Genomic DNA, 19,025 nt, shown 5'->3' with positions numbered 1-19,025 from the left:
GGACGATCCATGAGCAAGGACGACGCCATGCCCGACAGCTCCCTCGACTATGCCCTGCGGGAGTACCGCCGCCTCTTCGACGAGGCCCGCCGCGGAGAAAGACCCTGGGACCACCGCGCGACCGTGCGCGCCCTCGCCGAGAAGACGGGCGTGACCGTGGAGGAGATCGAGGCCGGGCTCGGCCCGTCGGCCTCCCGGTCGTGACCGGGAGGTCGGCGAACGCGCCGGACGACGGGCTTGCCGCCGATGAGCCTCGGGCTGCAATCCCTCTCCAGGGATGGGCGGTGTGGATACGCACCGCCCGGGTGCTCCGTCAGGTCCGGTTGATGGATACGCCGCCGTCGGCGAGAAGCGCCGTCCCCGTCGTGAAGCTGGAAGCGTCCGAGGCGAGAAAGAGGGCCGAACGGGCGATCTCCTCCGGGCGCGCGAGACGCTTGACGGCATGCAGGCCCTCCACGAAGGCCCTCGCTTCCGGGGTCGAGGTCCAGGCCTCGGCCATGGGCGTGTCGGTGCCGCCGGGAAGGAGGGCGTTCACGCGGATGCCGCGCGAGCCGAACTCGACGGCCAGCGCCTGCGTCAGACCGATGAGACCCGACTTGCTCGCCGCATAGGAGGCGACGCCGGGGAAGGCGGCGGTGTAGCCCACGAAGGTGGAGGTGAAGATCAGGGACCCGCCTCCCCTTTCGAGCATGGCGGGGATCTGATGCTTCGCCCCCAGGAAGGCTGCGGTGAGATTGGCTGCGAGCGCATCGTTCCATCCCTCCAGCGAGACCTCCGGCGTCGGCGCCATCTCGCCGTTGATGCCCGCATTGTTGAAGGCGATGTCGAGCCCGCCGAAATGGCCGGTCGCCACGTCGACGAGGCGCTTTGCGAAAGCCTCCTCGCGCACGTCTCCCGCGACGGCAATTGCGGTGCCGCCCTCCTCTTCGATATCGCGGACGAGCCGGTCCAGCGCCTCCGCCCTGCGCGCGGCGGCAACGACCTTCGCGCCCTCCCGGGCGAAGAGCCTCGCCGTCGCATATCCGATCCCCGAGCTGGCGCCCGTCACGATCGCCGTTCTGTTCAGAAGCATGGTCATCGATGTCGTCCTTTCCTGAGCATCGCGCTCGGGAAGTGGGTCCGACATCCGGACCCGGGCCGCGACCCGATTCCGCAGCCCGTTTTCTGCCTGGACGACGGATCGCGCGATGTCGGCAACGATGTCAGACGGTCTCGCGGCCGCTGCCCCGCTCCTCCATGGTGCGGGCGATGTGGCGGGCCATGGCGGGATTCTCCTCGATGAGCCGGTGCAGGTCGTCCCCGTCCAGCACGAGCAGCTTGCAGGGCGTGACGGCCCGCACGGTCACGCTGCGCCTCCGGCGCTCCAGGACGCCTCTCTCTCCGAAGAAGTCGCCGGGGCCGAGCCGCACGGTCTCGCCGGGCAGCAGGAGTTCGACCTCGCCCGAGGCGATCAGGTACATGGAATGGGCCATCTCGCCCTTGCGCACCACCATATCGCCCGGCGCGCAGCTCTGGGAGCGCAGGCGATGCATGATCGAGGCCACCTCGTCCACGCTCAGTTCGGCGAACAGCGGCACCCGCGCCACCATGCTCCAGGTGATGATGAAGTCGCGCCGGTGGATCTCGCGCGCGAAGGCGCTTGCGATGATGCCCACCGGCAGGGCGAGCATGACGAGGCCCGCGATGGCCGTGACGCCGGCGATGACGCGGCCGAGCGGCGTCACCGGAACCACGTCTCCGTAGCCGACCGTGGTCAGGGTCACCACCGCCCAGTACATGGCCTGCGGAATGGTTCCGAACGCCTCCGGCTGCACCTCGCGCTCCGCGAAGTTCATGGCGGAGGCGGCCAGGAGCATCGTGCCCAGAAGAATGATGCCGCAGGCGACGAGCGCCCGCCGCTCGGAGACGACGGCCTCCGCCAGGCTCGTCAGGCCCGGCGAATAGCGGGCGAGCTTGAAGAACCGGAACAGCCTGAGGAGCAGGAACGTGCGCAGGTTCCCGACATCCCAGTACGCGAGATAGAACGGCAGGATGGCGGCGAGATCGACGAGGGACTGCGGATGCAGGGCCCATCGGAGGCGGGCCTGCCAGGGCCTGAGGTGGCGCCAGGGCGTGTGCTCGGGCGCGCACCAGAGGCGGGCGGCGTATTCCGCCGTGAAGACGATCCCGCTGACGATCTCGATGCCGATGAAGAGCCCCCGGTAGGATGCGTGCAGCGACGGCTCGCTTTCGAGCACCACCGACGTCACGTTGACGACGATGAGGGTGACGAGAACCGCATGGACCGCGTGGATGACCGGATCGCCCGCGCTGCTCCGCTCCAGGATCTCGTAGAGGCGGCGCCGGACCGGATGGGACGCTTCCCGGGGCACCGCCGCCTCCGCCTTACGCGGCCGTGGAGAGCGCCGCCTCGACAGCCGCGAGCGCCGCCTCCGCCTGGGCGCCGTCGGGACCGCCCGCCTGGGCCATGTCGCGGCGCCCGCCGCCGCCCTTGCCGCCGAGCTTCTCGGCGCCCGCGCGCACGAGGCTGACCGCATCGACTCTGCCCGTCAGGTCGTCGGTGACGCCGACGACGATGCCCGCCTTGCCGTCCTCCGCCACGCCCACGATCGCGACGACGCCGGAGCCGATGCGCTTCTTGCCCTCGTCGGCGAGGCTCTTGAGGTCCTTCATCTCGATGCCGGAGACCGCCCGCGCCATGAGCTTGATTCCGCCCACGTCGCGCACCGGCTCGCTCGCGCCCGCGCCGCCGCCCATGGCGAGCTTGCGGCGGGCCTCGGCGAGTTCGCGCTCCAGCTTGCGCTTGTCCTCCAGCAGAGCCGCGAGCCGGTCCGTCGCCTCGTCGACGGGCGTCTTGAGGAGGCCCGCGATCTCCTTGAGCCTGCGGCTCTCGCCTTCGAGATGCCGGCGCGCCGTATCGCCCGTCATCGCTTCGATGCGACGCACGCCCGCCGCGACCGCGCCCTCGGAGACGATGGTGACGAAGCCGATGTCGCCGGTGCGGTTCACATGCGTGCCGCCGCACAGCTCCACGGAGAACGGCCTGTTCCCGTCGGCGCGGCCCATGGAGACCACGCGCACCTCGTCGCCGTACTTCTCGCCGAAGAGCGCCCTGGCGCCGGACTCGATGGCCTCCTCCACGCCCATGAGCTTGGTGACGACCGGCTCGTTCTGCAGGAGGACCCGGTTGGCGATGGCCTCGACCTCCGCCAGTTCCTCCTCCCCGAGGGGCTTGGGGTGGCTGAAGTCGAAGCGCAGGCGCTCCGGCGCCACGAGGGAGCCCTTCTGCGCCACGTGGTCGCCCAGCACCTGCCGGAGCGCCTCGTGCAGGAGGTGGGTGGCGGAGTGGTTGGCGCGCACGGCCGAACGGCGCTCATGGTCCACGATCAACTCGAGCGACTGGCCAAGCTTCAGCGTGCCGTGCTCCACGAGGACGTGGTGCACGAACAGGTCGCCGAGCTTCTTCTCCGTACCGGTGACGCGCACCCGGGCGCCCTCGCCCTGCATGATGCCCGTGTCGCCGACCTGGCCGCCGGACTCGCCGTAGAAGGGCGTCTGGTTGAGGATGACGAGACCCGTCTCCCCGGCCTCCAGGCCCTTCACCTCCTGGCCGTCCTTCAGAAGGGCGAGGACCAGACCCTCGGCGGTCTCCGTGTCGTAGCCCAGGAACTCGGTCGCGCCGACGCGCTCCTTCACCGCGAACCAGACGGTCTCCGTCGCCGCCTCGCCCGAGCCGGACCAGGCCGCGCGGGCCTTCTCGCGCTGGCGCTCCATGGCGGCGTTGAAGCCCTCCGTATCGACGCCGATGCCGCGCGGCTTCAGGGCGTCCTGGGTCAGGTCGAGGGGGAAGCCGTAAGTGTCGTAGAGGGTGAAAGCCGTCTCGCCCGAGAGGTTCTGGCCCTTGGTGAGGCTGCGGGTCTCCTCGTCGAGGATGGCGAGGCCGCGCTCCAGGGTCTTGCGGAAGCGGGTCTCCTCCAGCTTGAGGGTCTCGGTGATGAGCGCCTCGGCGCGCACCAGCTCGGGATAGGCCTGCCCCATCTCGCGCACGAGGGTCGGAACGAGGCGGAACATGAGCGGATCGCGCGCGCCGAGGAGCTGCGCATGGCGCATGGCGCGGCGCATGATGCGACGGAGCACGTAGCCGCGGCCCTCGTTGGACGGCAGCACGCCGTCCGCCACGAGGAAGGACGAGGCGCGCAGATGGTCGGCGATCACCCGGTGCGAGGCCTTGCGCTCGCCCTCCGGCGCAACGCCGGTCGCGTGCGCCACCGCCTCGATGAGGGCGCGGAACAGGTCCGTGTCGTAGTTGGAATGGACGCCCTGGAGGATCGCAGCGATGCGCTCCAGGCCCATGCCCGTGTCGATGGAGGGCTTGGGCAGGCCGATGCGCTTGCCGGGCTCCAGCTGCTCGTACTGCATGAAGACGAGGTTCCAGAATTCCAGGAACCGGTCGCCGTCCTCCTCCGGGCTGCCGGGCGGGCCGCCCCAGAGGGCCTCGCCCTGGTCGATGAAGATTTCCGAGCACGGGCCGCAGGGGCCGGTATCGCCCATCTGCCAGAAGTTGTCGGAGGTCGGGATGCGGATGATCTTGGAGTCGGAGAAGCCCGCGATCTTCTTCCACAGGCCCGCCGCCTCGTCGTCGTCGTGGTAGACGGTGACGAGGAGCTTGTCCTTGGGCAGGTCGAACTCCTTGGTGATCAGGTTCCAGGCGAGCTCGATCGCGCGCTCCTTGAAATAGTCCCCGAAGGAGAAGTTGCCCAGCATCTCGAAGAAGGTGTGGTGCCGCGCCGTGTAGCCCACATTGTCGAGATCGTTGTGCTTGCCGCCCGCGCGCACGCATTTCTGCGCGGTCGCCGCCCGGCTGTAGGGGCGCTTCTCCGCACCGGTGAAGACGTTCTTGAACTGCACCATGCCCGCATTGGTGAACATGAGGGTCGGGTCGTTGCGGGGCACGAGCGGGCTCGAGGCCACGACCTCGTGGCCGTTCTTGGCGAAGTATTCGAGGAAGGTCGACCGGATTTCGTTGACGCCGCTCATGAAATTCAATGCTCGCAATGGGCTGATCGCCCGGACAATGCCTGTGCGGCCGGTTTTAGACGCAGGCCGTGGCGCTGTCGAGGCGCTGCCTTTGTTTTTGGAACGGCCGCAGGCTGGGCCGCCCGCCGGGAAATCAGGCCGCGTCCGGCCTCGCCGACTCGGCGCAGATCTGGCCCGCATCCGCGTCCGACAGGTCCAGCCCGAGAAGGCCGCAGCGGTGCCGCAGCTCCGGCGAGGCTCCGCTCCCCTCTCCGAAATGCCGGCAGCTCCGGCAGAGCCCGAAAGCCTTGCGCCCGTTGCGCTCGACGACGGCGGTCAGCACGCGCTCCAGCGCCCGGGCCAGCTCCGTGGCGCCCTTTCCGGCGGTGGCCGCGATGTCGTCCGCCAGGGTCAGCAGGGGATCGGCCGCAAGCACCGCCCGTCCCCGTTCCGTGAGGGCGAGATCGACGGAGCGCCGGTCGCGCTCGCTCGGGCGGCGCTCCACGTAGCCCTTCGCTTCCAGGGCGATCAGGGTCTGCGAGACCGTGCCGCGCGTCGAGCCGAGATAGGCGGCAACGACGGCGGGGCTGCGGGAGAACCGGTTGGCGCGGGCGAGATAGCGCAGCACGTCCCACTGCACCGGCGGCAATCCGCCCGACTGCTCCTCCGCCTGAACCAGCCGTCCGATGCGTTCGATCAGGTGGGCGGCATGGAGGGCCATGTCCAAGGATGGCTGCATTGATATCGACTCGCTATCAATATTGACAGGCGGAGATCGCCCCGTTAGCAACATGAATGTATCGACTCGATACTAATTTTGCAACGTAATAGGTGCTCCGATGACCGGTTCGGGATTTCTCCTGGGCGCTACCGCCCTCCTCCTGCTCGCCGCCGCGCCCGCCTCGGCGGGAGAGATCGAGGCGCAAGGGTCCGGCAAGACACGGGCCGCGTTCGACATCCTTGCCGCCGGCATCCGCCAGGACGGCGAGGCCCTCGTCTTCACGATGAAGCTGAAGGGCGAGGCAGGACGGGCCGTTCCCAAGCCTGCGGGCAAGCTCGGGGGCGCACCCGTGTGGTCCTATGTCTGGCCGACCTCCCTCGATCCCGCCCTCGTCGGGTTCGAAAACAAGGCCGGGACCCTGGCCTTTGCGGTCACCGCGCATCCGGACTTCGACGACACGCCCCTCTTCGACGAGGACGGGGACGGCGACCCGGCCAACGACGGCCGCCGGTGGCACTCGCACTGGGTCGTCCTCGTGCCCGACGACGCCTGCGGACCGGGGGCCCTGAAGGTGAAGGACATTCCGGCCGGGGAGAAGCCGCGCCTGCCCAGGACATGGCCGCAGCTCCCGGTCCTCATCGACAGCCCCGGCTGGCACCCCACGATGACCCGCGACGGCATTTCGGTGAAGGTGCCGTTCGAGGCCGGAACCGCGCTCCGGGGAGCGAAGTTCGACGGCGTCACCGCCGCCTTGAGGGTCAATGCCAGCGTGCATGCCCCGCTGCTTTGCGTGACGGACGTCTTCAAGACCGCTTCGGGCGACCTGTCGATGCCGGGACGGATCGACTGAGGACCGCAGCACCGCACCGCCCGCCCCGCCGGAGCCGCCTGGAACCGCCGGGGCGGATCGTCTCCGTGAAACGACAGCCCGATCATGACCGCCGAACCGACACCCGCTCCTCCCACCGATGCCCGCATCTTCCGCCTCCTTCGCGGAGGCGTCGCCCCGCTCGGCCCCAGGGGCGTTCCGAGCGGCATCGCCAAACAGCCGGCGCGGGAGCCGGTCCGGCTCGGCCCGGAGGGGCTGGAGGGCGACGAGGTTGGGGACAGGCGCCATCACGGCGGGCCGGAGAAGGCGCTGCACCACTACGCCTTCGATCACTATGCCTATTGGCGCAGCGTGCTGGACCCTACCCCCACGGTTCTCGACGCACCCGGCGCGTTCGGAGAGAACCTGTCCACCCGCGGCGCGGACGGGGAGACCGCCATGACAGAGGAGACGGTCTGCGTCGGCGACGTCTACCGGATCGGCGACGCCCTCGTGCAGGTGTCCCAGGGTCGGCAGCCCTGCTTCAAGCTCAATCTCCGCTTCGGGGCGACCGACATGGCACTGCGGGTCCAGACCTGCGGCCGGACAGGCTGGTACTATCGCGTGCTCGAACCCGGCACCCTTTGGGAGGGCGCGCCGATCCGGCTCCTGGAGCGTCCCCGCCCCACCTGGCCCCTGGCGCGCGTGGCCGACCTGCTCTACCGGCGCCCCCTCGCGCTGGAGGAGCTCGAGGAGCTCGCCTCGCTGCCGGAGCTCGCCCTCTCCTGGCGCCGGCTCGCCGCAAGGCGCATCGAGACCCGGAGCGTGGAGTCCTGGAGGGAGCGGCTGGGCGGCGAGTGAGCGCGAGAAGTGAGCGCGAGAAGCGAGCGCGGGCCGTGGGCCGCCCGCCTCGCCTGCGGCGCCGGGTCGTCCCGGTACAGGAATGGCGGCGCCTGCGGAGGAGCCCGGACACGAAAAGACCGCCGCGATCTCTCGCGACGGCCCGTCTTTGCCCTTGAAGGAGAGCAAACCTCGTTTAAGCGACGCCCTCGTCCAGATCCTCGGCGGTCGGGGTGGCCTGCTCGAGGATTCGGTCGGCCAGCAGGCCGGCATTCTGGCGGATGGACGCCTCGATCTTGCCGGCGATCTCCGGATTGTCGCGCAGGAACTGCTTGGCGTTCTCGCGGCCCTGGCCCAGGCGCTGGCTGTCGTAGGAGAACCAGGCGCCGGACTTCTCGACGATGCCGGCCTTGACGCCGAGGTCGATGAGTTCGCCGACCTTGGAGACGCCCTCGCCGAACATGATGTCGAACTCGACCTGTTTGAAGGGCGGAGCGACCTTGTTCTTGACGACCTTGACGCGGACCGAGTTGCCGATCGGATCGTCCCTGTCCTTGAGGGTCGAGACGCGGCGGATGTCGAGGCGCACGGAGGCATAGAACTTGAGCGCGTTGCCGCCCGTGGTGGTCTCGGGGCTGCCGTACATGACGCCGATCTTCATGCGGATCTGGTTGATGAAGATCACCATCGTGTTCGAGCGGGAGATCGAGCCCGTGAGCTTGCGCAGGGCCTGGCTCATGAGGCGCGCCTGGAGGCCCGGCTGGACCTCGCCCATCTCGCCGTCGAGCTCCGCCTTGGGGGTGAGCGCCGCCACCGAGTCGATGACGAGCACGTCCACCGCCCCGGAGCGCACCAGGGTATCCGCGATCTCGAGGGCCTGCTCGCCGGTGTCGGGCTGGGAGATCAGCAGGTCGTCCAGGTTCACGCCCAGCTTGCGGGCATAGACCGGGTCGAGCGCATGCTCGGCGTCCACGAAGGCGCAGACGCCGCCCTTCTTCTGGGCCTCTGCGATGGTGTGAAGGGCGAGCGTCGTCTTGCCCGACGATTCCGGCCCGTAGATCTCGATGATGCGCCCGCGCGGCAGGCCGCCGACGCCCAGCGCGATGTCCAGGCCGAGCGACCCGGTCGAGATCGTCTCGATCTCCACGGGCTGCTGACCCTTGCCGAGCCGCATGATCGAACCCTTGCCGAAGGCGCGTTCGATCTGGGAGAGCGCCGCGTCGAGAGCTTTCGACTTGTCTTTATCCATTGATGAGCTTTCCACCAGTCTCAGAGAAGACTGCGACATGACCACGATTCCTTATGGCACGGAGGAGGACTGAATCTCAACGCGGTGTCGAGGACATATATGTACTTCTTTTGTTCTCGGATGCAAGTTCGTTTTTTGTTCCGGAGGACAACTTTTCCACAGGCGCTCCGGCGGGCGCCACCGATGTCCGGAATTTTTTCCGGCGTTCCGGGCCGGCGCACTACCGCACCCGATCCGCATAATGTTATGGTTCCGCTGCCGCATCCCGACTTCGCTATCCGGCATGTCGCCAAGAGGTCGCCTCGTGCTCGTTTCTTCCATATCCGGCCTTCCCGCCTTCGGAGCTTATTTCGCCACGGCGCTGGTCATGGTCGGGGTCTTCGGCGCCTTCTATGCGCTCGTCACCCAGCACCGGGAATATCGCCTGCTCAGGGAGGGATGCGCCGCAGCCGTGCCGGCCTTCCTGGGTGCCCTGGTCGGATATGCCATTCCCTTGAGCGCCGCCATGCGCTGGAGCGTCAGTCTCGGGGATTTCGTCGTTTGGGCCATGATCGCCGCAGCCGTTCAGGTCCTCGCCTATGGCGCGACCCGCCTTCTCGTCCCCGATATTTCCAAGCGCATCACGGCGAACGACATCTCCGCCGGTGCGCTCCTCGGCGGCATCGCCCTCGTGTTCGGCCTGATCAACGCGGCGAGCATGACGCCCTGACGCCTGAACGAATGGCCCCCTCGAAGACCGCGCCCATGAAAAGCTCCACCGCCCTGAAACTGACCCTCATGACCGGCGCCGCGGCGACCCTCGCGTTCTGCTCGGAAACGCAGCAGACCTTTTCCTCGGTCTCGGAGTGCATTCAGGCGGGAAACCACGAATCCCTCTGCCGTCAGGCTTACGAGACGGCGCTGTCGGAGCACATGAAGACGGCCCCCACCTTCGCGTCGGAGGAGGAGTGTCGCGCCAAGCTCGACGTCGACCGGTGCGTCAGCGCCCCCAAGCCCGGTGACGGCACCCTCGGGAACGTCATCCTGCCCATGATGGCGGGCTACATGATCGCCCAGAGCGGGAAGGAGAACGAGGAGAACCAGGGTTCCGCAGGCGGCAGCGGCGGCTCCTATCATGGAGGCTCCGGCCGCGGCACGCCTCTCTATCGGTCCCGCAGGTCTCCCGACAGCTACTGGACCTCGTCCGAGTTGAGGACCTCCATGCTCCCGTCGCACCAGCCCAATGTGAGAACAGCGACGATCTCGCGCCACGGCTTCGGCGGGCACGCGTTCTCCGGCGGCGGCTGATGCGCAGACTCACGGTCCAGCCCCGCCCGGACTGGGAGACCAAGGCGAAAGCCTACGGCTTTCACTTCACCCACATGTACGGACAGATCTATTGGGACGAGAGCGCGTGCTTCGCCTTCACCCTCGATGAGATCGAGCGGGATCTCGAGGAGCCGACCAACGAGCTTCACGCCATGTGCCTTGCTCTCGCCGACGACGCGTCGCGCGACGGGCGTCTCCTCGATCTGCTGGGTGTGCCGGAAGCCTTCCAGGATTATGTCGCCGAGACGTGGCGCCGACGCGATCCGACGATCTTCGGGCGGTTCGACCTGGCTTATACGGGTCGCGGTCCGGCGAAGCTCCTCGAATACAATGCCGATACGCCGACGGGCCTCTACGAGGCCGCATTCTTCCAGTGGCAGTGGATGCAGGATGCCAGGGACCTTGGGATCGTTCCCCCGGGCTGCGACCAGTTCAACTCCATCCAGGAGAAACTGATCGCCGCCTACGACCGCCTGCCCAAGCGCTCCATCCTGCATTTTTCCGGTTACGGCTCCGACGTGGAGGATGCAGGGACGCTGTCCTACATGATGGACTGCGCCAGCCAGGCCGGGCATGCCGTGGCCTTCGTCGACATCAGGGAGATCGGCTGCGACGCCCTAGGCCGGTTCACCGACCGGCATGACCGCGTCATCGACGTCCTGTCGAACCTCTACCCCTGGGAGTGGTTTTTCGAGGACGAGTACGGTCCCCTAATCCCGCGCTCGGGCATCCGGATGATCGAGCCCGCATGGAAAGCCATGCTCTCCACGAAAGCGATTCTGCCCCTGCTCTGGGAAAGGCACCCGGGCCATCCCAACCTGCTCGAGGCCTATTTCGAAGAGGATCCTTGCAGTCGAGGACTTCGGGACTACGCCCGCAAACCCCTCTTTTCCCGCGAGGGCGCGAACATCACCCTGCATCGCGACGGGAGAGACGTCGAAACGGTGGACGGTCCCTATGGGGACGGGCGGTGGGTCCGCCAGGCCGCGACCGATCTCTTCCGAAGCGCGAACGGATACGCGGTCGTCGGCAGCTGGGTCGTCGGCGACGAAGCCTGCGGCATCGGCATTCGCGAGGACAGCTGCCCCGTCACCATGAACCTGTCGCGCTTCGTGCCCCATATCATTGCCGGCTGAGGGCGGCCCGGCCCGCAGAAGCAGAAACCGTAATCCGTGTTTCGTTCAACCAATCGGTTGACTATCTGAATACCCACCTCTATATTCAACCACATGGTTGAATTAAGAACATCTCAGCTGGATACGGTCTTTCACGCCCTCGGCGACGCGACGCGGCGGCGGATGCTCCGTGCGCTTGCGGGCGGGGAGCGGACGGTGGGTCAGCTCGCCGAGCCCTTCGCGATCTCGCTCGCGGCCGCCTCGAAGCACATCAAGGTGCTGGAGAATGCCGGGCTGATCCGCCGGGAGGTCCGCGGCCGCACCCATCTGTGCCGCCTCGATCCCGGACCCCTCGCGAGCGCCCATGCCTGGCTGAGCTTCTACGAAGGCTTCTGGACCGACCGTCTGGATGCGCTCGAACGGCTCCTCCGCGAGGAGGACGACCGAAAAACCCCCGCCCCCAAAGGAGACGACCCATGACCGAGCTCGCAGCCCTGGACGGCTATGGCGTGCTGACGGAGCCCGCCACCCTCAGGATCCAGCGCCTTCTGCCCGGCCCCATCGAGCGCATCTGGGCCTATCTCACCGAAAGCGACCTGCGCCGCCGCTGGCTGGCCGCCGGCGAGATGGAGCTGAAGGTCGGCGCGACCTTCGAGCTCGTCTGGCGCAACGACGAGCTTTCCTGTCCCCCCAGCCCGCGGCCGCCGGGATTCCCGGAGGAGCATCGGATGCCGAGCCGGATCACCGAGCTCGATCCGCCCCGCAGGCTGGCCATCGCCTGGGGGACGACCGGCGGCGTCTCCTTCGAGCTGGAACCGCAGGGCGACAAGGTGCTGCTGACCCTCGTCCATCGCCGCGTGCCCGACCGCTCGACCCTGCTCAACGTGAGCGCCGGCTGGCACATGCATCTCGACCTGCTGGCCGCCCTTGCGGACGGCAGGGAGCCGGCACCGTTCTGGGACGGCTGGAGCCGCCTCAAGGGGGAATACGACCGACGTCTTCCGGCCTGAACCGGGCGAAGCCCATTCGCCGGATCCCTTCGGGCAAAAACCGCCCCGAAGGAGCTCTACCGCCCCATGACCTGCTTCACCGTCTCCACGAGCTGGCGCAGGCTGAAGGGCTTGGGCAGGAAGTTGAAGTCCTCGCCGTCGGGCAGGTTCTTGCGGAAGGCGTCCTCCGCGTAGCCGGAGACGAAGATCACCTTGAGGCCCGGGTAGAGACGCCGCAGCTCCCCGAGCAGGGTCGGCCCGTCCATCTCCGGCATCACCACGTCCGAGACGACGAGGTCCACCGGTCCTCCGCGCTCCTCCATGACCTGAAGCGCCTCGATGCCCGAGGCGGCCTCCAGCACCGTGTAGCCGCGGGCCGTGAGCGCCCGCGCGTTGACGGCGCGGACCGGGTCCTCGTCCTCGACGAGGAGGATGGTCCCCTGCCCCGTCATGTCGGCGGCGGGCTTCCGGACGGCCTCCTCCTTGGCGGCCTCCGCGACCTCCTGCGCCTCCGGCACGTGGCGCGGCAGGTAGATGCGGAAGGTGGTGCCCCGTCCGGGGGTCGAATCCACATCGATGAAGCCCCCCGACTGCTTGACGATGCCGAATACCGTGGAGAGGCCGAGGCCGGTGCCCTTGCCCACCTCCTTGGTGGTGAAGAAGGGCTCGAAGATCTTCTCTACGATGTCCGGCGTCATGCCGATGCCCGTATCCGTCACCTCCACCATCACATAGTCGGCGGGGGGCATCCCGCTCACGGCGAGGCGCGCCGCTTCCGAGGCGGCGACGTTCGCCGTGCGGATGGCGAGCCGCCCGCCGTCCGGCATCGCGTCGCGGGCATTCACGGCGAGATTCATGACGACCTGCTCGAACTGGTTCAGGTCGGCCTTCACGAACCAGAGATCGCGGCCGTGGCTGAGGTCGAGTTCGACCCGCTCCCCGAGCAGGCGCTTGAGGAGCATGGACAGATCGTAGAGGCGGTCGTTGAGGTTGAGCACCTCCGGGCGCAGGGTCTGGCGGCGCGAGAAGGCGAGCAGCTGGCGCACCAGGCTCGCGGCCCGGTTCGCGTTCTGCTTGATCTGCATGATGTCCTGGAAGGACGGGTCCGTCGGCCGGTGGTTGGCGAGCAGCAGGTCGCTGTAGCCGATGATGGCCTGGAGCACGTTGTTGAAGTCGTGCGCGACGCCACCCGCGAGCTGACCGACGGCGTTCATCTTCTGCGACTGGGCGAGCTGCTCCTCCACCTTGCGGAAATCCGTGGTGTCGAGGGCATAGAGCACGGCACACTCGCCGTCCGCGCCGGTCACGTCGACGGAGGTCACCCACACCCGCACCGAACTGCCGCTGCCGCCCGCCGCATGCAGTTCGAGGGGCTGGATGTCGCTGCGGTTCTCGGCGGCGGCCTTGAGCGCGGCCTCCACCTGAGCCCCCTCGCCTTCCCGGAAGAGCCCGGCGACCGCGGGCCCCTCGCCGCCTTCGCCGGTGCGCGGCTGGGTTCCGAACAGGCGGGTGAACGGAGCGTTCGCCTGCACGATCCGGCCGGCGCGGTTCACGGTCGCGATGGCGATCGGGGTGTTGTTGAAGAACCGGGCGAACCGCACCTCCGCCGCCCGCTGTCCTTCGTCCACGTCGAGGCCGGGGGAGCGGTTGAGGACCAGGGTGCGGGATGCGCCCATGCGCCCGTCCTGGCCGAAGGCGATGCGATGGTAGAGCCGGACCGGCAGGAACTGGCCGTTGCGGCGGCGCAGGTCGAGGTCGATCGTCTCCGTGCGGACGCTGCCCGGCTCGCCGGAGAAGGATGCCATCATCGCCACCACGTTGCGCGGCACGATATCGGAGAGGCTCAGGCCGCCCGATCCCACCTGGGCGAGGTCGTAGTCCAGCCACGAGGCGAGCGTGGCGTTCAGGTAGATAATCCGGCCGCTCGGATCGATGGACAGGAAGCCCGCGGGCGCGTGGTCGAGATAGTCGATGGCGTGCTGCAGCTCCTGGAAGATGTTCTCCTGCCGCTCGCGCTCGTGGGTCACGTCCGCGATGGTCCAGAGCGCCGCCATGCGCCCGCCCGGGCGGGCGAGCGGCCGCACGCGCACCCGGTACCAGCCGAATTCCTGCGCGCCGTCGAGGGAGGGAGAGAGACGGATCTCCTCCGTCCCCGAGCGGTGCTCGCGGGCGGCCTGGGCAAGGCGGTAGATGGCCTCCGACACCTCCGGCGCGCCGGTGAAGAGGCGCTCCACGGGCCTCACGTCGCCCCCCGCGGGCGCGCCTGCCATGGCGAGGTAGGCCTCGTTGGCGTAGATCACGCGGCCGTCGTCCTCGACCGCGATCACCCCCTCGCTGGCCGTATCGACCATGGCCTTGGTCAGATCGTTGCGCACGGTCCGGCCCGAGAACCGGATCACGCCGACGGCGGCGGCGAAGAGGAAGAACACGCCGGCCATGGCGAAGAAGGCCAGGAGGGCGAGGATCAGGAGCTGCGCCTGGACGGGTTCGAGAAACCGCAGCCCGAGGATAGCGGCCACGAGGACGGCGGCCAGGAGCAGGACGAGCCCGATATGGCCGGGACGGTCGGACCGGTCGATCGTTGCGCTCTTCGCCATCTCGCCTTGGTGAGCCATGGAATGTCTATCTCTCCGAGGAAGGCGCGCGGCCCCGGCCTCTGCCTGCCGGACACGCTGCCCTGCGCACCCTAGCCGGAATGTGTTGACCGACTTCTAAAGCATCGGCCGCGAAACCGCATTCATGTCCGATGCTTAAAGTTTCCGATCGCGAGCATCTGTCTCACGCCTTGCCGGCTTCGACCCTTTTGCGCCGGTGCCTCAGGCGCCCGGCGCACGCGGAAACGGGGCCGCCCGCCCGCTCCCGCCGGAGGCAGGCCGGCGCGCGAACCTCATCTGTCTTGAGAAAGGAGGGCTTGGCAAGGGGTATGCGCGAGCGTTCGCGGCCTGTCTACCAGCACAGGGCGGCGGTGACCTGGTACTTTGTGCGGCAGGCAGGACCGTCGCCGCTCTGGAGATGCTCGATGGTGCGGGGACGGCAGGCATTGACGCTCGCCGTGTCGAGGGCGCGGCCCGCCCCGTAGCCGCGGGCCGTGCAGATGCGCAGCGCCGCCGCCCCGCAATCGGGACTGCCCTCCTCAGAGATCAGGCAGCGTTCGGAGGCATAGACGACCCGCGAGACCCTGGGCAGGTCGGGCGTCGCCTCCCGGATCGCCTGCACCCCGGACCTCAGCCGGGCGCCGAGCGTCCCGCTCCAGGTCCTCTCGTCCGCGGCGGGATCCGCCGGCGCCGCGCATCCCCCGGCCGCGAGAAGGGCGGCCAGGAGGGAAATGCCGATGCTGGGCCGCAAGAACGGCATGGACCTTCCCATCTTCGGTTCCTTTGTTGCACGCATCCCATAGATGCGCCCGCATCGCAAGAGCGTCGTGGCTCCGGCCCCGTTCCCACGAAGAGAGTGAAGCCGGGGCTCTCCTCACGAACGGCCGGTCCGGGAAGGAGGGCGGGAGCGCTCCTTTCGCGAGCCTCGTCTTCCGCGGCCCGCCGGTGCCGACCGCCGCGGATCGACACCGGTCCTGCCACGGACCCTGCGGCCGGCCGACAGGGATCGGGAGGACTGGCTTGGCCGTTCGACATGGGATATGAGAGTTGTCGCCCTACTACTTTAGAGGTATTCTTTTCCTAATTGTCTGATCGGTCGGTTCTTCCAGGGCACATTCGGGTGAAGCCCAGGATCCGAACGCAGGCAACCTTTGCGATAACTTTCCAAATCTTTGGCTCGGGACGGCGCCAGCATCATGAAAGTCTTTCGAATTATTGTCGGAGCGATCCTGCTTCTCGGAGGACTCTACATCATCGTCGGCGAGTACCTCTTGGGCACGAGCGCCGATGCCACGATCAATGCCCGCACCGCCGTCCTCCGGGCGCCGATCCAGGGGGTGGCCGAGTTCTCCGTGCGCACCATCGGAGCCCGTGTCTCCCCTGAAGAGGCTTTGGTGCGCATCACCGACGAGCGGTTCGACACGGCCCGCCTGATCGACCTGGAGCGGACCCGCTCGACGCTCGAGGCGGATCTCGCCCGGCTCAAGGCCCAGTCCGCAGCCATCGACGAGGCCCGCAAGGTCCTTCAGGCGCAGGCAAAGAGCTATCAGGAAGGGCGGGTGCGTCAGATCTGGTCCCGCATTGCCGAGGCGCAGGCCGCCCTGAACGCGGCGGAGGCGAAATTCCGCGAGGCGGAGAGCGCCCTGGAGCGGACGAAGGAGCTCAGCTCCCGCGGCGTCCAGACCGCCATCACCCTCGACAAGGCCAAGGCTCAGTACGACGTCGCCAAGCAGGATATCGCCAGCGCCCGGGAGCGCGTCAGCTATCTGTCGGCCGAGCTCTCGTCGGCCCAGAACGGCGTCTTCATCGGCGATTCCTACAACGACGCGCCGTTCTCGATCCAGCGGATCCGCGAGTTCGACCTCCGGCTGGCCGAGCTGAAGGCGGAATCCGACAACGTGAGCCGCCGCCTGAGCGTCACCTCCGAACAGATCGCGGCCGAGCGGGTTCGCGTCAATCGCCTGACCTCGGCCGAGCTCTCCGTGCAGAACCCGGGCATCGTCTGGAACTTTCTCGCCAGCAGCGGCGAATACGTCAATCAGGGGCAGGATCTCGTCCGCTTCGTGGACTGCTCCGCCGTGATGGTCACGACCAGCGTGAGCGAGCGGGTCTATTCGGGTCTCAGGGTCGGCATGCCGGCGCAGTTCAGGCTCAACGGCGACAGCCGGATCTTCGAGGGCACGATCACCCGTCTCGGGGGCTCCGGCGCGGCCGGCCTCTACACGACCCTCGCCATCGGTCCCAGCCCGGAGCACCTGACCCGCTTCGACGTCGCTCTCAGCGTTCCGGACCTGGCCAACGATCCGGACCTTTCCTGCGCCGTCGGCCGCACCGGCCGAGTGCTCTTCTCCGGCGGGCCCCTCACGGGTCTCAGACGGACGCTGGCGGATCTCGGCATCTAGATGCTCGTCCTGGACCAATACCTGTCGAGCCTCGCGGGCCTCGCCGTCGTCGCCGGGCTGGCCCTGCTGCTGTTGCCGCACGCGACGCCGAAGGTCGGCTGGATCCGGGTGCTCCTGCTCGGCCTCACGATCTTCCTCGGCTGGCGCTACATGCTGTGGCGGCTCACGGAGACCGTGCCGGGCAACGGGCTGACGATGGACTCGGTTGCGGGTTGGGCCTTCGTGACCGTCGAAGCCCTGTCGCTCGTTTCGTCCACCTTGGCCTACCTGGTACTGATGCGGCGGAAGGATCGCCACGAGGAGGCCGACCGGAATCTGGGCTGGTGGGGGAGCACTCCTCCACGGGTCGATCTCTACATCGCCACCTACAACGAGGAACTCGAGGTCCTGGAGCGAACGCTCGCCGGCGCGCAGGCCCTGGACTATCCCAACGTGCGCGTCTTCGTTCTCGACGACGGCCGCCGGGAATGGCTGGCCGAAGTATGCCGCCGGTATGGGGCCGAGCACAGGACCCGACCGACGAACGACCATGCGAAGGCGGGGAACATCAACTACACCCTGTTCCAGCGCCTGAAAGACGAGGACGCGCCGGATTTCGTAGCGGTCCTCGACGCCGACTTCGTCCCTCACCGGAATTTCGTCCGCCGCGCCGTCGCCCTGTTTCACGATCCCAAGGTCGGCCTCGTCCAGACGCCGCAGCACTTCTTCAACCCGGACCCGATCCAGCACAATCTGTATATTGCGTCCGCCTATCCGGATGAGCAGCGCTTCTTCTTCGATCATCTCGAACCGGCGCGGGACGCCTGGGGCGTGGCCGTCTGCTGCGGAACCTCCTCGATGGTTCGGGTCTCGGCGCTTCGCGAGATCGGCGGCCTGCCGACGGAGAGCGTGACGGAGGACTTCCTTCTGACCATCCGGCTCGACAGCCACGGTTATCGGACCGTCTATCTCAACGAGCCGCTGACCGAAGGGCTCGCCCCCGAAGGATTGCACGAATACGTCGTGCAGCGCGGGCGCTGGTGCCTGGGAATGATGGAGATCGTCCGCAACGTGTACAATCCCCTCGGGTTCAACAGGCTGCGCTTCATGCAGCGCCTGAGCCTTCTCGACTCGCTGCTGTTCTGGACGACCACGTTTCCGTTCCGCCTGATCGCCCTCGTCTGTCCGCTGCTCTACTGGTTCTTCGGCATCGTCGTCGTCAACGCCTCCGTGCCGGACATCGCGTCCTACTACCTTCCCTACTATGCCGCCGTCCTGGTCTCCCTGAACTGGATTTCGGGCGGCCTGATCTGGCCCGTGCTCAACGATGTATCCCAGCTCATCGCCGCCTGGCCGATCACCCGCGCGGTCGCAATGGGCCTGCTGACTAAGGGACCGCACAAGTTCCGGGTGACCGCAAAGGGCGGCGACAGGACGAAGACGGTGGTGCAATGGCCGATGATGAAGCCGTTCGCCATCCTTTTCGCGCTCACCCTGCTGGGGCTCGTGCTGCCGCTCCTCTTCCCGGACCGGTTCGGCCACGTCGCGAAGGCCGGGGACGGCATCCGGGTCATCCTGTTCTGGACGCTGTACAACCTGCTGGTTCTCGCCATCACCATGCTCGTCTGCGTCGAGCGTCCGCGCGTCAACCGGCCCCAGCGGGAATCCGTCGAGCTGGCCATGCTGTCGGTCGGCACGCAGCGGCTCTCGTCCTGGGTGCTCGAACTGGGCGTCGACCATGCCCGCGTCCGGGGACTGGCGGGGCTGCCCGCGGGGGCATTGGGCACGATCGCTCTGACCGGCGTGGGGGACGTCGCCATTCGCATCGCAGCGGAGACGAAGGACGGCTACCGTCTCTCCCTGCGTCCGACGCCCGAACAGCGCGACGGGATCCTGCGCAAGCTTCACACGGCCGAGGCGAGGCCTGGAGCCGGCCGCGGCGATCTTCCCGAGATGATCCGGGGCTGGATGCGAAGGCTGGTGTCCGGGTAGAGTCCGTCGAGG

The 19,025-nt window shown here is 68.0% G+C and carries 17 protein-coding genes; 10 read left to right on the top strand and 7 right to left on the bottom strand.

Features of this window, described 5'->3' with window-relative positions; translation table 11 throughout:
• Window positions 1–9: 9 nt before the first annotated feature.
• Window positions 10–204, top strand: coding sequence for a hypothetical protein (locus GDR74_RS07010; protein WP_152585637.1), 195 nt, complete (start codon window positions 10–12; stop codon window positions 202–204).
• Between the two features lie 109 nt (window positions 205–313).
• On the opposite strand, the gene GDR74_RS07005 is transcribed toward GDR74_RS07010, so the two are convergent.
• The 4 genes from GDR74_RS07005 to GDR74_RS06990 form a co-directional block, all read right to left on the bottom strand.
• Window positions 314–1,078: an SDR family oxidoreductase gene (locus GDR74_RS07005; protein ID WP_152585636.1), complete on the bottom strand. Its 765-nt coding sequence runs from the start codon at window positions 1,076–1,078 to the stop codon at window positions 314–316.
• 124 nt (window positions 1,079–1,202) lie between these two features.
• Window positions 1,203–2,372, bottom strand: a complete 1,170-nt coding sequence (locus tag GDR74_RS07000; RefSeq protein ID WP_152585635.1) for a cyclic nucleotide-gated ion channel — start codon at window positions 2,370–2,372, stop codon at window positions 1,203–1,205.
• A gap of 13 nt (window positions 2,373–2,385) precedes the next feature.
• Window positions 2,386–5,037, bottom strand: a complete 2,652-nt coding sequence (gene alaS, locus GDR74_RS06995; RefSeq protein WP_152585634.1) for an alanine--tRNA ligase — start codon at window positions 5,035–5,037, stop codon at window positions 2,386–2,388.
• A 133-nt stretch (window positions 5,038–5,170) separates the two neighbouring features.
• A complete protein-coding gene (locus tag GDR74_RS06990; RefSeq protein ID WP_246179944.1) occupies window positions 5,171–5,755 on the bottom strand; it encodes a MarR family winged helix-turn-helix transcriptional regulator in 585 nt (194 codons plus the stop codon).
• Window positions 5,756–5,855: 100 nt separating this feature from the next.
• Between GDR74_RS06990 and GDR74_RS06985 the strand changes: the two genes are divergently transcribed.
• Both GDR74_RS06985 and GDR74_RS06980 read left to right on the top strand, forming a co-directional pair.
• Window positions 5,856–6,587, top strand: coding sequence for a hypothetical protein (locus GDR74_RS06985; protein ID WP_152585633.1), 732 nt, complete (start codon window positions 5,856–5,858; stop codon window positions 6,585–6,587).
• Between the two features lie 84 nt (window positions 6,588–6,671).
• Complete coding sequence (locus tag GDR74_RS06980) at window positions 6,672–7,406, top strand: MOSC domain-containing protein (protein ID WP_152585632.1); 735 nt, start codon at window positions 6,672–6,674, stop codon at window positions 7,404–7,406.
• Window positions 7,407–7,581: 175 nt separating this feature from the next.
• On the opposite strand, the gene recA is transcribed toward GDR74_RS06980, so the two are convergent.
• Window positions 7,582–8,673 carry a recombinase RecA gene (gene recA, locus GDR74_RS06975; RefSeq protein WP_152585631.1) on the bottom strand — a complete coding sequence of 364 codons (1,092 nt, stop codon included), beginning with the start codon at window positions 8,671–8,673 and terminating at the stop codon, window positions 7,582–7,584.
• A gap of 265 nt (window positions 8,674–8,938) precedes the next feature.
• Between recA and GDR74_RS06970 the strand changes: the two genes are divergently transcribed.
• The 5 genes from GDR74_RS06970 (at window position 8,939) to GDR74_RS06950 (ending at window position 12,067) form a co-directional block, all read left to right on the top strand.
• Window positions 8,939–9,343, top strand: coding sequence for a DUF350 domain-containing protein (locus GDR74_RS06970; RefSeq protein ID WP_194164657.1), 405 nt, complete (start codon window positions 8,939–8,941; stop codon window positions 9,341–9,343).
• Window positions 9,344–9,378: 35 nt separating this feature from the next.
• Window positions 9,379–9,921 carry a DUF1190 domain-containing protein gene (locus GDR74_RS06965; protein WP_194164656.1) on the top strand — a complete coding sequence of 181 codons (543 nt, stop codon included), beginning with the start codon at window positions 9,379–9,381 and terminating at the stop codon, window positions 9,919–9,921.
• The gene (locus GDR74_RS06960) at window positions 9,921–11,078 is read left to right on the top strand and encodes a glutathionylspermidine synthase family protein (protein ID WP_152585628.1); all 1,158 of its coding nucleotides are present in this window, start codon (window positions 9,921–9,923) and stop codon (window positions 11,076–11,078) included. The genes GDR74_RS06965 and GDR74_RS06960 overlap by 1 nt, the downstream gene beginning before the upstream one ends.
• A gap of 93 nt (window positions 11,079–11,171) precedes the next feature.
• Window positions 11,172–11,537 carry an ArsR/SmtB family transcription factor gene (locus GDR74_RS06955; RefSeq protein ID WP_152585627.1) on the top strand — a complete coding sequence of 122 codons (366 nt, stop codon included), beginning with the start codon at window positions 11,172–11,174 and terminating at the stop codon, window positions 11,535–11,537.
• Complete coding sequence (locus tag GDR74_RS06950) at window positions 11,534–12,067, top strand: SRPBCC family protein (protein WP_152585626.1); 534 nt, start codon at window positions 11,534–11,536, stop codon at window positions 12,065–12,067. Before GDR74_RS06955 ends, GDR74_RS06950 begins: the two co-directional genes overlap by 4 nt.
• A gap of 56 nt (window positions 12,068–12,123) precedes the next feature.
• On the opposite strand, the gene cckA is transcribed toward GDR74_RS06950, so the two are convergent.
• Window positions 12,124–14,661, bottom strand: a complete 2,538-nt coding sequence (cckA, locus tag GDR74_RS06945; RefSeq protein WP_152585625.1) for a cell cycle histidine kinase CckA — start codon at window positions 14,659–14,661, stop codon at window positions 12,124–12,126.
• 331 nt (window positions 14,662–14,992) lie between these two features.
• The gene (locus tag GDR74_RS06940) at window positions 14,993–15,412 is read right to left on the bottom strand and encodes a hypothetical protein (protein WP_152585624.1); all 420 of its coding nucleotides are present in this window, start codon (window positions 15,410–15,412) and stop codon (window positions 14,993–14,995) included.
• A gap of 424 nt (window positions 15,413–15,836) precedes the next feature.
• On the opposite strand from GDR74_RS06940, the gene GDR74_RS06935 reads away from it, so the two are divergent.
• Together GDR74_RS06935 and GDR74_RS06930 are read left to right on the top strand one after the other, a co-directional pair.
• Window positions 15,837–17,042, top strand: coding sequence for an HlyD family secretion protein (locus tag GDR74_RS06935; RefSeq protein WP_152585623.1), 1,206 nt, complete (start codon window positions 15,837–15,839; stop codon window positions 17,040–17,042).
• Window positions 17,043–19,013 (top strand): glycosyltransferase family 2 protein, encoded by a 1,971-nt coding sequence (locus GDR74_RS06930; protein WP_152585622.1) that lies wholly within the window; start codon window positions 17,043–17,045, stop codon window positions 19,011–19,013.
• The last annotated feature ends 12 nt before the right edge of the window (window positions 19,014–19,025 follow it).

Origin of the sequence: Microvirga thermotolerans (assembly GCF_009363855.1) — a bacterium.
Classification (GTDB): domain Bacteria; phylum Pseudomonadota; class Alphaproteobacteria; order Rhizobiales; family Beijerinckiaceae; genus Microvirga; species Microvirga thermotolerans.
The sequence above is the reverse complement of the archived record's forward strand: the minus strand, read 5'-3'. Positions and strand labels throughout refer to the sequence as shown.

Coding starts and splice junctions, on each gene's coding strand:
- GDR74_RS06935 (WP_152585623.1), top strand. CDS start 15,837: ATGAAAGTCTTTCGAATTATTGTCGGAGCGATCCTGCTTCTCGGAGGA.
- GDR74_RS06990 (WP_246179944.1), bottom strand. CDS start 5,755: ATGCAGCCATCCTTGGACATGGCCCTCCATGCCGCCCACCTGATCGAA.
- GDR74_RS06930 (WP_152585622.1), top strand. CDS start 17,043: ATGCTCGTCCTGGACCAATACCTGTCGAGCCTCGCGGGCCTCGCCGTC.
- GDR74_RS07010 (WP_152585637.1), top strand. CDS start 10: ATGAGCAAGGACGACGCCATGCCCGACAGCTCCCTCGACTATGCCCTG.
- GDR74_RS06980 (WP_152585632.1), top strand. CDS start 6,672: ATGACCGCCGAACCGACACCCGCTCCTCCCACCGATGCCCGCATCTTC.
- GDR74_RS06950 (WP_152585626.1), top strand. CDS start 11,534: ATGACCGAGCTCGCAGCCCTGGACGGCTATGGCGTGCTGACGGAGCCC.
- recA (WP_152585631.1), bottom strand. CDS start 8,673: ATGTCGCAGTCTTCTCTGAGACTGGTGGAAAGCTCATCAATGGATAAA.
- GDR74_RS06985 (WP_152585633.1), top strand. CDS start 5,856: ATGACCGGTTCGGGATTTCTCCTGGGCGCTACCGCCCTCCTCCTGCTC.
- cckA (WP_152585625.1), bottom strand. CDS start 14,661: ATGGCTCACCAAGGCGAGATGGCGAAGAGCGCAACGATCGACCGGTCC.
- GDR74_RS06940 (WP_152585624.1), bottom strand. CDS start 15,412: ATGGGAAGGTCCATGCCGTTCTTGCGGCCCAGCATCGGCATTTCCCTC.
- GDR74_RS06965 (WP_194164656.1), top strand. CDS start 9,379: ATGAAAAGCTCCACCGCCCTGAAACTGACCCTCATGACCGGCGCCGCG.
- GDR74_RS07005 (WP_152585636.1), bottom strand. CDS start 1,078: ATGACCATGCTTCTGAACAGAACGGCGATCGTGACGGGCGCCAGCTCG.
- GDR74_RS06955 (WP_152585627.1), top strand. CDS start 11,172: ATGGTTGAATTAAGAACATCTCAGCTGGATACGGTCTTTCACGCCCTC.
- alaS (WP_152585634.1), bottom strand. CDS start 5,037: ATGAGCGGCGTCAACGAAATCCGGTCGACCTTCCTCGAATACTTCGCC.
- GDR74_RS06960 (WP_152585628.1), top strand. CDS start 9,921: ATGCGCAGACTCACGGTCCAGCCCCGCCCGGACTGGGAGACCAAGGCG.